The sequence below is a fragment of the Streptomyces griseoflavus genome, from assembly GCF_014649995.1.
GTDB classification, from domain to species: Bacteria; Actinomycetota; Actinomycetes; order Streptomycetales; family Streptomycetaceae; genus Streptomyces; species Streptomyces griseoflavus.
Map to the genome: position 1 here is coordinate 11,401 of NZ_BMUC01000008.1, position 12,635 is coordinate 24,035.

Here is a 12,635-nt window from a genome sequence, read left to right on the forward strand (position 1 = left end):
GAGTGTGCGGTTTTGCCCCCGAAAGAAAAGGAACGATGGTGCGCATGCGCCGGTTCCGTACGCGTGCGCCGGGGTTGCGTGACCCCGGTCACGTTGGCCGGGCAAATCGGACACAATCTTTGTGCACGCGTTCACAAAGACATAGCCTGCATGCGACGGGGCGGTCCGGGGACGTATGACCTGACGTATGACCGCCTGAAGCCCCGCTCTACCCGCAGGAGCACCGTGGCAACTGGCCGAACTCACCGACCGGCGACCCGTAGCCGAGGAATTCCCGAGGCCACCGTCGCCAGGCTTCCGCTGTACCTCCGAGCCCTCACCGCGCTCTCCGAGCGTTCGGTGCCCACGGTCTCCTCGGAAGAACTGGCGGCCGCCGCGGGCGTCAACTCCGCGAAGCTCCGCAAGGACTTCTCCTACCTGGGCTCGTACGGGACCAGGGGTGTCGGTTACGACGTCGAGTATCTCGTCTACCAGATCTCCCGTGAACTCGGCCTGACCCAGGACTGGCCGGTTGTGATCGTCGGGATCGGTAACCTCGGTGCCGCGCTCGCCAACTACGGCGGGTTCGCCTCCCGCGGTTTCCGGGTCGCCGCGCTGATCGACGCCGACCCGGCGATGGCCGGCAAGCCCGTCGCCGGCATCCCGGTGCAGCACACCGACGAACTCGAGTCGATCATCACGGACAACGGTGTGTCGATCGGCGTGATCGCGACCCCCGCCGGCGCCGCCCAGCAGGTCTGCGACCGCCTCGTGGCCGCCGGCGTCACCTCCATCCTGAACTTCGCGCCGACCGTGCTGTCCGTGCCGGAGGGCGTCGACGTGCGCAAGGTGGACCTCTCCATCGAGCTGCAGATCCTCGCCTTCCACGAGCAGCGCAAGGCCGGCGAGGAGGCCGCGGCCGGGACCGCCACCGCCCCGGCCGCCACCGCCCGCAAGGACTCCGCCACCGACCAGGGGCCCGACGGGGACGTCCCCGCCGTGATGCCGGCATGAGTCTCCTCGTCGTCGGACTGAGCCACCGCAGCGCGCCGGTCAGCGTGCTGGAGCGGGCCTCCCTGGCCGCGGACGCGCAGACCAAGCTGCTGCAGGACACGGTCGCCACCGAGCCCACCACCGAGGGCGCGGTCCTCGCCACCTGCAACCGCATCGAGCTGTACGCCGACGTGGACAAGTTCCACGCCGGTGTCGCCGAGCTGTCCACGCTGCTCGCCCAGCACAGCGGGGTCGGCCTGGAGGAGCTCACTCCCTATCTCTATGTGCACTACGAGGACCGGGCCGTCCACCACCTGTTCTCGGTGGCCTGCGGACTGGACTCGATGGTCGTGGGCGAGGGGCAGATCCTCGGCCAGATCAAGGACTCGCTCGCCCGCGCGCAGGAGCTGCACACCGCCGGACGGCTGCTGAACGACCTGTTCCAGCAGGCGCTGCGGGTCGGCAAGCGCGCCCACTCCGAGACCGGGATCGACCGCGCCGGACAGTCCCTGGTGACCTTCGGCCTGGAGCAGCTCGCCCACGGGGCACCCGTGGAGACCTGGGCCGACGGCAAGAAGGCCCTGGTCATCGGCGCCGGCTCGATGTCCTCGCTGGCCGCGGCGACCCTCGCGCGGGCCGGTGTGGCCGAGGTCGTCGTCGCCAACCGCACGCCCGACCGTGCCGAGCGGCTCGCGCAGATCCTGACCGAGGGCGACGACACGAACGTGCTGGCCCGCGCGGTACCGATGACGTCGGTGCCGTTCGAGCTGACACGTGCAGACGTCGTCGTCTCCTGCACCGGCGCGACCGGACTTGTCCTCACGGGCGACGCGATCGCCGCGGGCGTCGAGGGCCGTACCGGTGCGCCGCGGATCGTCGTCGACCTCGACGAGGAGGCGGAGCGCGCCCCGGCCTCGCGGACGCCCGCGACGCAGTCGCCGCTGCCGCCCGCCGCCGCGGGCACCGACGAGAACTGCCCGCTCGACCTGTCCGCCGTACCGCCCGGCTTCTCCGTGATGGGCGAGGCCGCCGTCGCCGGCATGGACGCGGCGACGCTGGAGCAGCACGCCGCGTGGGCCGCGGGCACGACCGTCGACCGCCGCCCGGCGGGCCGCGTCGGCCCGGAGGCCGACGCCGAGCTGATCGGCGCGCTCGCCGCGACCGCGTCCGTGGTCGGCCGGATCCCCGAGCGTCGCCGCCCGGAGCAGGTGGCCGAGCCGCCGCGCCCCGAGCCGGTGCTGTTCCTGCTGGACCTCGCGATGCCGCGCGACATCGACGCGGCCGCGCACCGGCTGGCCGGCGTGCGGCTGGTCGACATCGAATCGCTCGCGGAAGCCTCCGCGGACGCTCCGATGGCTGCCGATGTGGACCAGGTGCGGCGTATCGTCTCCGACGAGGTCGCCGCGTTCGGGGCGGCACAGCGGGCGGCGCACATCACGCCGACCGTCGTCGCCCTGCGCACCATGGCGGCCGACGTGGTGGCCGGAGAGATCGCCCGCCTGGAGGGGCGGCTGCCCGGCCTGGACGACAAGCACCGCGCGGAGATCACCCAGACCGTGCGGCGGGTGGTCGACAAGCTGCTGCACGCACCGACGGTACGGGTCAAGCAGCTCGCCGCCGAGCCCGGCGGAGCCGGGTACGCCGACGCGCTGCGCACCCTGTTCGACCTCGACCAGGAGACGGTGGCCTCCGTCTCCCGCGCCGAGGAAAGCACCGAGAAGCGAGACGCAAGGAACCGAGGGCCGGGATGACTGAGAAGGCACTGAGGCTGGGGACGCGGCGGAGCAAGCTCGCCATGGCCCAGTCCGGGCAGGTGGCGGATGCCGTGAGCCAGGTGACCGGACGGCCCGTCGAGCTCGTCGAGATCACCACGTACGGCGACGTCTCGCGCGAGCACCTCGCGCAGATCGGCGGCACGGGTGTGTTCGTGGCCGCGCTGCGGGAGGCGCTGGCGCGCGGCGAGGTGGACTTCGCGGTGCACTCGCTGAAGGACCTGCCGACCACGCAGCCCGACGAACTGGTCGTGGCGGCCATCCCGGTGCGCGAGGACCCGCGCGACGTGATGGTGACCCGCGACGCGCTGAAGCTGACCGACCTGCCGCGCGGCGCCCGCATCGGTACGGGTTCGCCGCGCCGCATGGCGCAGCTGAACGCGTACGCGCGCAGCCGCGGCATGGACTTCGAGACCGTCCCGATCCGGGGCAACGTCGACACCCGCATCGGGTACGTCCACCAGGGCGAACTGGACGCCGTGGTGCTGGCCGCCGCCGGGCTCAACCGGGTCGGCCGCAGCGACGAGGTGACCGACTTCCTGTCGGTCGACACGATTCTGCCCGCTCCCGGCCAGGGAGCACTGGCGGTCGAGACCACCGCGGACAACGCGGACCTCATCGCCGCGCTCGCCGAGCTCGACGACCCGTTCACGCGGGTCGCCGTGACGGCCGAGCGGTCACTGCTCGCCGCCCTGGAGGCCGGCTGCAGCGCACCCGTGGGGGCGCTGGCCGACCTCTTGACCGCCGGGCAGTCTGTCAAGGAAATGCGCCTGCGCGGCGTCGTCGGCTCGACCGACGGTGCCACGCTGGTGCAGCTGTCCACCACCGGTCCCGTGCCCGAGACGCACGAGGCGGCGATGGCGCTCGGTCGCGAACTCGCCACCGAGATGCTCGCGCAGGGCGCGGCCGGTCTGATGGGGGAGCGAGCACATTGAGCCCCACCACCCTTCCCGCCCCTCCCGAACACGGGCACGTCACCTTCCTCGGTGCCGGACCCGGGGATCCGGGACTGCTGACTCTGCGCGCCGTGGAGGCCCTGGCGAACGCGGACGTCCTCGTCGCCGAGCACGAGGTCCTCGACGTCGTGCGCCGGCACGCCAGGCAGGGCGTCGCCGAGGTGCACACGGAGGCCGATCCGACGGTCCCGGGTACAGGCACGCCCCAGCTGACGGTCGTTGACGGCGCGTCAACACCCGCCAGTGTCCCCGCGATCAGGGATGCCGCACATCTTGTCATGGAGGCCGCGCGGGGCGGCAGGCGGGTCGTGCGTGCGGTGTCCGGTGACCCCGGGCTCGACGCGTACGCCGCCGAGGAGATGCTGGCGTGCGCCTCGGCGGGGGTGCCGTTCGAGGTCGTGCCCGGAATCGCCACCGCGGTCGGCGTGCCCGCGTACGCCGGTGTGCCGCTGCGTGACGCCGAGGGCGCGGACGTGCGGTTCGTCGACGCGCGCACGGCGTCCGACCGGTGCTGGACGGAGGTCGGTGCGTCGGACGGCACGGTGGTCGTCTCCACCACGCTGGACTCCGTGGCGGCCACGGCAGGCGAACTGGTGTCCGCCGGACGCAAGCCCGATACGCCGATGACGGTGACGGTCGCCGGTACGACGACGCGGCAGCGCTCCTGGACGGCGACGCTCGGCACGATCGCGCAGACGCTGAAGCAGGCGAAGGTGCTGCCCTCCCCGGAGGGCGGAAGGCCGGTGATAGCCGTGGTCGGTGAGCGTTCCGCCCCCGCCCAGCGCGACCGGCTGGCGTGGTTCGAGTCCAAGCCGCTGTTCGGCTGGAAGGTGCTCGTGCCGCGCACGAAGGAGCAGGCGGCGTCGCTCTCCGACCAGCTCCGCTCCTACGGTGCCGTGCCGCACGAGGTGCCGACGATCGCCGTCGAGCCGCCGCGCACGCCCCAGCAGATGGAGCGCGCCGTCAAGGGCCTGGTGACGGGCCGCTACGAGTGGATCGCCTTCACGTCGGTCAACGCGGTGAAGGCGGTGCGGGAGAAGTTCGAGGAGTACGGGCTCGACGCGCGTGCCTTCGCGGGCATCAAGGTCGCCGCGGTCGGCGACCAGACCGCCCAGGCGCTGATCGACTTCGGCGTCCGGCCGGACCTGGTGCCGAGCGGGGAGCAGTCGGCCCGCGGTCTCGTGGAGGACTGGCCGCCGTACGACCCGGTCTTCGACCCGATCGACCGTGTCTTCCTGCCGCGCGCCGACATCGCCACGGAGACGCTGGTCGCCGGGCTGATCGAGCTCGGCTGGGAGGTGGACGACGTGACCGCCTACCGCACGGTCCGCGCGTCGCCGCCGCCGGCGGAGACCCGTGAGGCGATCAAGGGCGGTGGCTTCGACGCGGTGATGTTCACGTCGTCGTCGACGGTCCGGAACCTCGTCGGCATCGCGGGCAAGCCGCACAACGTGACGGTGATCGCCTGCATCGGCCCGGCCACGGCAAAGACCGCCGAGGAGCACGGCCTGCGGGTCGACGTGATGGCTCCCGAGCCGTCGGTCCACAAGCTGGCGGAAGCCCTGGCCGACTTCGGCGCGCGGCGCCGGCTGGCGGCGATCGAGGCGGGCGACCCGGTGACGCGGCCGAGCGAGCGGCGCCCGGGGGCGCGGAGACGCCGGTCGACGACGTGACGGTCGTAGCGTCGAGGTGAGGAGGGGCGCCCTTTCGGGGGCGCCCCTCCTTTTCCGGTTTCCGCGGTCCCGCGCACGTCGCCCGGGATTCCCGCGGTCGTCGCCTCAGGCGCGCATCAGGGGAAGCCGTTCCAGCCGTTCGTCGATGGCGGTGACCACCATGCCGGGGACGGGGCAGTCCCGCTGCACGGAGCCCGGCGAATCCGGGTACGGCCCGCTCCCGGTCGGTGAACCGGCCGGCCGCTGGGGCGTGCGGACAGGTCCGGTGCCGTGCACGACCGTGGGGGCGGAACTGGACTTCGGCCGGTGACCGGGGCCCTCTCCGTCACGCGGGCCTGAGGGTGCGCTCCGCCACACGCCGGACGGCGTCGGGCCGTTCAGCCGCCCTGGCCGGCGCTGCCGATCGGGCCGACCTTCACCGGGGTGCCGGAGCCGTCCGTGACGGGGAGGGAGTCGGCGCCCGGCCAGTCGAGCGTGACCGACTTCGTCTCGTCCGGCGGGGTCACCACCAGGCCCGTGACGCGGACGCCGGAGCCTCCGGAGTCGTTGACCGGGTAGACGACGGCGAAGGACACCTTCTCGCCGTCCTTCAGGACGACCGAGGGGGACTCCTCGCCGGTGCGCTCGGCGGAGAGCGAGCCCGCGCTGGTCTTCAGGTCGACGCCCGCGTAACCCGAGAGCGCGCAGTCCCGGCCGCCGCCGTTGGTGAACGTCACCGCGACGGTGCCGTCGGTGTCGCCGTCGATGGTGGCGTCCGTCGCCGTGACGTCCAGTTCGTCGGTGCGGCACGTGGCGGTCCTGCCGTCCTCGTTGTTCCCGGTTCCGGCGACCGTGCCGCCCTCCTGTCCCTGCTCCTTGCCCTGCTCCTTGCCCGCGTCGCCGTTCGCGGTGGGGGCCGAGGTGGCCGGCTTGGGGTCGGCGGCGACGTCCTCGTTCTGGCAGGCCGTGAGCGAGAGGCCCGCGACGACGGCCAGGGCGGCGATGGTGAGCTTGGTGACGCGCATGGTGTCTTCCTCGGTGTCGGTGGGAGAGCGTGTGACGGGCCGTCAGTGCGGCCGTCGCACCCCACAAGAGCCGTCCCGTCCGCTCGCCGTTTCGCTCCACGGCGCGTCCGGACACGCCTGTTACAGACGGAGGCATGCGCGGTGACATCCGTGCCGCGCCCGCCACCGCACGCAGGCCGGTGTGCCGAGGACGGTCGGCCCGACGAGGCGGAGCGGCCCCCGGGGCGCTCCGCCTCGTCGGGCCTCGCGGACGGCTCCGTACCCCGGAGGCGCCCTACGGGGACTTCGACGTGGGCGTGAAGACCAGCAGGCGGTCCAGGAGGAGCGAGGACAGGGCCGGGTGGGTGAGGGTCTCGGGCTGCATGTAGGCGCGTGCCACCGCCTGCATGCGGCTCATGTCGACGGGCCGGTCGGCGCCGTACTGGGCGCAGAAGTCGGTTCCGGCGGGCGGGAGTGCGGTGACGTGCGGTCCGGTCGGTCCGGCGTCGCCGGCCCGGCTGAAGGTCCATGCGTAGAGCTGGTCCGCGTCCGGGCTGCCGGGAAGGTAGTCGCGGGCGGTGCCCCGCAGGTCGCGGTGGTTCTTGGCGGTCACCGAGACGGCGGCCTCCTCGTCGGCGTAGAGCGAGATGCTGGAGTAGCTCGCCTGCCGGGTGGCCACGTGGTTGGTGCCGTACGCGACGACGAAGGAGCCGTCGGGCAGGCTGAAGGGCGGGCTCAGCGGGTCGTCGGCGTCATTGGACAGGGCGCCGATGCCGGGCGTGGGGGGATCGATCACCTTGTTGGACTGCAGCCCCGGGTACGACTGCTCGAAGCCGCGCTCCATGGCCACGTCGCGTGCCTCGAAACCCGGGTGGGCGTCGATGATGCGTTGCCGCAGCTTCTGCAGCGAGGGGTCGAGGTCGAGTTCGGTGGCGCCGGTACCGGCGACGCGCAGCCGGGGCACGGGCAGCGGGGCGGGGGCGTACACCGGTGTCGTCTGGTCGGCGGAGGCGCCCTTGGGCCGTACGCGCAGGATCCGGAGCGGGGGCGCGGCGCGGTAGTCGTCGAGCGCCTTCTCGGAACCGGGCTCGGGCGCGGCCGTGCGGATGCCGAGCAGGAACTGGTCGGCGTCCTCGCCGAGGCCCAGGCGGAACATGGCCGGGGGGACGGTCGCGTCGTTGATCGCGCCGCCGAGCCCGGAGGCGGCCAGCATCTCGTGCACCTCGGCCCGCGTGCGCTCGTGCCCCGTGATCACGAGGGCGAACGGCTGCCCGAAGGGGGTGGGGCCGGCCGTCTTCACGGTTCCCCTGTTGACCGGGTCGCCGACCGCGGGCCACAGGACCGGACCGGTGTTCAGGGACCCCCGCACCATGCTGAGGTCGAAGGAGAAGTAGGCCTCCGGCGGCGGGGTCGTCCCGATCAGGACGACGGCTTCGTCCTCGCGCATGCGCCAGGTCACGGGGGGATTGGTGTTGGCCTTCTGCCCCGGGACTTCCGGCAGGTTGGTGACGATGTAGGGCGACTGGGGGTTCGGCCACATGCCGCTGAACAGGGCGCCCTCGCAGTACCTGCGGTTCAGGTCGAACACGGCCTCGGTGCCGGACTGGGACACGTACCCGGACTGCGCCAACCGGCGCTCGAAACGGGCCACGTGGGCGTCGGCCGGGGGCGCGGCCGAGGTCTTCGCGGCGGGGGCGGGCGTGCGGAGCGCCGTACCGGCGAAGATCCAGTGCCCGTCGCCGTCCGAGGGGAGTCCGTGGGAGCGGGCGGCCTTCTCGATGCCGTCCAGGCTGGCGCGGTAGAGGTCGGGCCACCGGGCTCCGGTCCCGTAGACCTCCTCCGCCACGGACCACAGGGTGTCGCCGTCCGTGACGGTGCGGACGCTCCCGCTGTCGTTCCCCGTGTCCTCGGACGGGGCCGGTGGCGGGGCCGTCAGCGCGGTGGGGGCCGGATCGGCAGTGGCGGGGTGGGCGGAGGCCGCGGGTGCGGGGCAGAGGACCGTGCAGCCGGCGGCGATGCCGCTCACGGCCGTGACGGCCATGCGGCGTCGGCGCGGCGCCTTCGAGTGGCGTATCGGAAGTTTCTGCACACAGGGCTCCCGGAGGGCGAGTGCGGACGGTTGTTGTTCGTCACGCTAAGTGCCCGCTCTGGCCTGTGCACGTATCGCTCACCCGGACGGGTGTGCTGCCGCACCGGACCGTACGGGGCCGGGGCGGCTGCTCCCGTGGAGTCAGCGGCAGAGGGCGGCGATGTCCTCGGCGAAGGTCGGGAACTCGGCGCGGGCCCCGGCGAGGATGTCGCGGGCCGGGCGGCGGTCAGTCGTGGCGTGGCGTTCGGCGAGGGCGGTGAGGGCGGTGTCCGGGCGGGACTCGGGGGCCCCGTACGTCACGGCCTCGAAGGGTCCGCAGCCGTCGGCCAGCATCCACAGGAAGTCGGAGAGGCTGCCGGCCACCACGCCGCACTCGCCCTCCGAGCCCATGAAGACCACGGGCTGCTCGGTGAGGGGACGGCCCGGTCGCACGCGCCAGAGGGCGGCGAGGCCGCCCGTGCCGTCCTGCCCGAAGACCCGGTAGGCGTCGCCGTCGACTGCGGGGTTGCCCGTCCACCGGCGCAGCCAGTCGGTGGTCTCCTCGGCCGGGTCGAAGGCGTCGTAGGGCTCGAAGTCGATGCCCTCGCCGTCGGCGTAGTCGATCTCCGTGCGGGCCAGGTCGGCGAGGGCGGGAGGGAGGGTGCGGTCGTCGTCGGTCGTCCGGTTCACCCGGTCACCGTAACCGTCAGGACAACTCCCGCAAGGCCCGGCCCAGGAGGGCGACGCCCTCGGTGATCGTCCCGGGTGGGTCCGCCGCGTAGCCGAGGACCAGGCCGGGGCGGCCGGGGAGTTGGCGGTGCCAGGACAGGGGGTGGCACTTGACGCCGTGGGCGAGGGCGGCGGTGGCGAGGTCGGTGTCGGGCACGTCCGGTGCGTAGGTGACCGTCAGGTGCAGGCCGGCCGCCGCTCCGTGGACGACCGCGCCCGGAAGGTGGAGCCTGACGGCTTCGATCATGGCGTCGCGGCGGCGGACGTGGCGGGCGCGGAGCAGCCGCAGGTGGCGTTCCAGCTGGCCCGATTCCATCAGCTGGGCCAGGACGAGCTGGGGGAGGGCGGCGTTGCCCAGGTCGGCGAAGCGTTTGGCGTCGGTGAGGGCGCGGAGGTGGCGGGGCGGCGGGAGGAGCCAGCCGATGCGCAGGGCGGGGGCGAGCAGTTTGGAGACGCTGCCCATGTAGCAGAGCCGGTCGGTGAGTTGCGAGCGCAGAGCGGGCACGGGCGGGCGGTCGTAGCGGTGCTCGGCGTCGTAGTCGTCCTCCAGGATCAGCCCGCCGTCCGCCGCCCAGCGCAGCAGCTCACGCCGGCGTTCGCCGCTGGTCACGACGCCGGTGGGGAACTGGTGGGCGGGGGTGAGGAGGACGGCGTCGGCGCCGGTGGCGCGCAGCGCGTCGACGCGTATGCCGTGGGCGTCGACCGGCACCGGCGGGGTGCTGAGGCCGCCGTTGCGCAGGTGCTGGCGGGTGCCGAGCGAGCCGGGGTCCTCCACCGCGACCGCCCTGATGCCGTCCGCCGGCAGGAGGGGATTGAGGAGGGTGAGGGCCTGGGCGGTGCCGGCGACGATCAGGATGCCGTCCGGTTCGACCCGTACGCCACGGCTGCGGGCCAGCCAGTCGGCGACGGCGCGGCGCAGCCGTGGGGCGCCGCGGGGGTCGCCGTAGCCGAGGTCGGTGGCGGACAGCTCGGCCAGGACGGCCCGTTCGGCGCGGAGCCAGGCCGTGCGGGGAAACGCGGAGAGGTCGGGCCGGCCGGGGGTGAGGTCGATGCGGGCGTCGGCGGCGCGCAGCGCGTCGAAGACGTCGGCGCCCGGTTCACCGGTGAACGGGGAGTGGGGCGGTGGTGCGTCACCGGCCGGGGGCACGTGGGCGGGGGGTGTCGCGACGACGACGGTGCCGCCGCGTCGGCGCCCCTCGACGTGGCCGTCCTCGGCGAGCCGCCGGTACGCCTCGGTGACCACGCCCCGGGAGACGCGCAGTTCGGCGGCGAGCACCCGGGTGGCCGGCAGTCTGCTGCCGACGGTCAGGCGGCGGTCGGTGATCGCCTGCCGCAGTCGCTGCGCCAGCCAGTCCGCCTTGCCGCCCGTGGGGGCGTCGTCGGGGCGGAGCTGGAGGAAGTCGGAGCCGGGCGCCGCCGGGCCGCTCGTCGCCGTGTTCCGCTCGCTCACCGCACCCATGGTGCCACGGCGCATCAGGGCGCCCGGGTGTCGGACAGCGGCCGGTCCGTGAGGGTGAACTCCGGTGCGGTGGAGGTGAGGAGGGCCGTCGTGGGGGTGGTCGGCCAGTGTGCGGTGAGTTCCCGGGCGATCGTCTCCAGCACCTCCGCGACGGTGTCCGTGCCGCCGTCGTGCAGGGCTTCGGTCACCACGAGGATCCGGTCGGTGCGGTCGCTCACCGCGGAGTGGCCGCTCTGCCGGTTGGTCCAGCGGCGGGCGTGCGCGTGCCCGGCGGAGTCGGCGTACGTCACCTCGCCGGGGGCGGGGTGTTCCAGGTCGCCGCCGAAGGTCGTGTACTCCTCGTCGCCGTGGGCGTACCGCACTTCGAGCAGGGGCCCGGTGATGCGGTCGGCGTCGAGGACGGCGACCGGGACCGCGTGGGCGACGGAGATCGCGTTGCACAGGTCGACCACCGGGTGGATGCGGGGCAGCGTGCCCTCCTTGCGGAGCCGCCGCAGCAGTGACTCCGAGGCGCAGCGGTACTGCGTCGGTTTCAGGCCCATCCGGGCGAACGCCCGCCGCCAGGCCAGCACTTCGGGGAACTGGCCCTCGGAGGCGCCGGCCAGCCGGGCCCGGGCGCGGGCGGTGTACTCGGTGACCCTCGGGCCGACGTCGGCCGTCCGGTCGACGCCGGTGGTGTACAGGGCGCCCGCCGCGAGGCGGGGATGGTCGGACCGGAGGGCGTCGGTGTGCCGGAAACGCATCTCAGGCCACCGCCATCCGCGCGCCCAGGCCGACGAAGCAGGCCGCGCACACGCGGCGGACACCCGTCATGATGCGGGGCCGGACCGACAGGTGGTCGCGCACGGCCGCGGCGAGCATGCCGTACGCGGCGAAGACGACGAAGGTCAGGGCCATGAACACGGCGCCGAGCCGGAGCATGAGGCCGGTGGAGCCGGGTGTGCCGGCGGGGACGAACTGGGGGAGGAACGCGACGAAGAACAGGGTCAGTTTCGGGTTCAGCAGGTTGAGGAGCACCCCGGAGGTGATCACGCGGAGCGCCGGCCGCGGCGCGGCGTCCGCCGTGACGGTCAGCGCGTCCTTGTCGCGCAGCGTCGCCCACGCCATGTACAGCAGACAGGCGACCCCGAGGTACTTCACCACCGCGTAGGCGACGGCGCTGGTGTGCAGGAGCGCGGCGAGGCCGGTGACCGTCGCCAGCAGGTGCGGCACGACACCGAGGGTGCTGCCGAGCGCGGCGACCACGCCGGCCCGGCGGCCGTGGGACAGCCCGGCGGCGAGGGTGTACACCGCGCCGGTGCCGGGGGTGACCACCACGATCAGGGTGGTCAGCAGGAAAGCGAGGCTCAAGGGAACCCTCCGGGGATCGACGGTCCTCCCAGCCTGACGCGGTGATGGTCCGGAGGGCAGAGCCAAAAGGAGTCCGCTGGAGAGGTCCAAAAGCCTGCCGCGGCCCACCCGGTCCACCCGGCACCCGCCGATGCCGGGAAGATCGCCACGCATACGATGCTTCATATGACCCATGACGCACACCGGGTCATGTCCGTACGAAGGGGAGGCAACATGCGCAGGGTCATGACCGTGACGGCGCTCATCGCGGCGGCCGGGCTGATGACGGCGTGCGGCGGCAGCGGCGGCGACGGCGACGAGAAGGAGCGCGCCGGCGGAAGCACGGCCGCCTCGTCCTCCGAGACGTCGTCCGAGGCTTCCTCCGAGGGCGAGGACAAGACGTACGAGGTCACCCTCGAAGTGGGCGGCCAGGGCAAGTCCAGCGTCTACTACACCCTCGGCACGAACAGCAACGAACAGGTCACGCTGCCGTGGAAGAAGACGGGCAAGATGACCTTGAACCCCACCGAGCGCAAGGTCGGCATCCTCGTGTCCGTCGTTCCGGGACCGGTGAAGCTGTCCAACGGCCAGTTGGGCGCGGCTCCCTGCTCGATCACCGTCGACGGGAAGAAGGTCGTCGAGGACGAGGGCGGCGTCGAGGGCGCGCACACGTGCGAGTACACCCTGAACTGAC

At 73.2% G+C, this 12,635-nt stretch carries 11 protein-coding genes; 5 read left to right on the forward strand and 6 right to left on the reverse strand.

Going from position 1 to position 12,635, the window contains the following annotated elements; translation table 11 throughout:
* Positions 1-225 precede the first annotated feature (225 nt).
* The 4 genes from IE172_RS17600 to IE172_RS17615 are packed head-to-tail and all read left to right on the forward strand — an operon-like array spanning position 226 to position 5,373.
* Positions 226-993 (forward strand): redox-sensing transcriptional repressor Rex, encoded by a 768-nt coding sequence (locus IE172_RS17600; RefSeq protein ID WP_190098198.1) that lies wholly within the window; start codon positions 226-228, stop codon positions 991-993.
* Positions 990-2,723: a glutamyl-tRNA reductase gene (locus IE172_RS17605; RefSeq protein WP_190098199.1), complete on the forward strand. Its 1,734-nt coding sequence runs from the start codon at positions 990-992 to the stop codon at positions 2,721-2,723. Before IE172_RS17600 ends, IE172_RS17605 begins: the two co-directional genes overlap by 4 nt.
* Positions 2,720-3,679, forward strand: coding sequence for a hydroxymethylbilane synthase (gene hemC / locus IE172_RS17610; protein ID WP_190098200.1), 960 nt, complete (start codon positions 2,720-2,722; stop codon positions 3,677-3,679). Before IE172_RS17605 ends, hemC begins: the two co-directional genes overlap by 4 nt.
* Positions 3,676-5,373 (forward strand): bifunctional uroporphyrinogen-III C-methyltransferase/uroporphyrinogen-III synthase, encoded by a 1,698-nt coding sequence (locus IE172_RS17615; protein WP_190098201.1) that lies wholly within the window; start codon positions 3,676-3,678, stop codon positions 5,371-5,373. The genes hemC and IE172_RS17615 overlap by 4 nt, the downstream gene beginning before the upstream one ends.
* 377 nt (positions 5,374-5,750) lie before the next feature.
* Here the strand turns inward: IE172_RS17615 and IE172_RS17620 are convergent, their stop codons facing one another.
* The 6 genes from IE172_RS17620 to IE172_RS17645 all read right to left on the reverse strand — a co-directional run bounded on the left by IE172_RS17620 (position 5,751) and on the right by IE172_RS17645 (position 11,962).
* Positions 5,751-6,377 (reverse strand): DUF4232 domain-containing protein, encoded by a 627-nt coding sequence (locus IE172_RS17620; protein ID WP_190098202.1) that lies wholly within the window; start codon positions 6,375-6,377, stop codon positions 5,751-5,753.
* Between the two features lie 274 nt (positions 6,378-6,651).
* A complete protein-coding gene (locus IE172_RS17625; RefSeq protein WP_190098203.1) occupies positions 6,652-8,445 on the reverse strand; it encodes a LysM peptidoglycan-binding domain-containing protein in 1,794 nt (597 codons plus the stop codon).
* Between the two features lie 141 nt (positions 8,446-8,586).
* Positions 8,587-9,114, reverse strand: coding sequence for an SMI1/KNR4 family protein (locus tag IE172_RS17630; protein WP_190098204.1), 528 nt, complete (start codon positions 9,112-9,114; stop codon positions 8,587-8,589).
* Positions 9,115-9,130: 16 nt separating this feature from the next.
* Positions 9,131-10,612 carry a MocR-like pyridoxine biosynthesis transcription factor PdxR gene (gene pdxR, locus IE172_RS17635; RefSeq protein WP_190098455.1) on the reverse strand — a complete coding sequence of 494 codons (1,482 nt, stop codon included), beginning with the start codon at positions 10,610-10,612 and terminating at the stop codon, positions 9,131-9,133.
* A 14-nt stretch (positions 10,613-10,626) separates the two neighbouring features.
* A complete protein-coding gene (locus IE172_RS17640; RefSeq protein ID WP_190098205.1) occupies positions 10,627-11,355 on the reverse strand; it encodes a B3/B4 domain-containing protein in 729 nt (242 codons plus the stop codon).
* 1 nt (position 11,356) lies between these two features.
* On the reverse strand, positions 11,357-11,962 hold the full coding sequence (locus IE172_RS17645; RefSeq protein ID WP_190098206.1) for a LysE family translocator: 606 nt from the start codon (positions 11,960-11,962) through the stop codon (positions 11,357-11,359).
* 165 nt (positions 11,963-12,127) lie between these two features.
* Here IE172_RS17645 and IE172_RS17650 point away from each other — a divergent pair, with 165 nt between their 5' ends.
* The gene (locus tag IE172_RS17650) at positions 12,128-12,634 is read left to right on the forward strand and encodes a hypothetical protein (RefSeq protein WP_190098207.1); all 507 of its coding nucleotides are present in this window, start codon (positions 12,128-12,130) and stop codon (positions 12,632-12,634) included.
* Position 12,635: the final 1 nt, after the last annotated feature.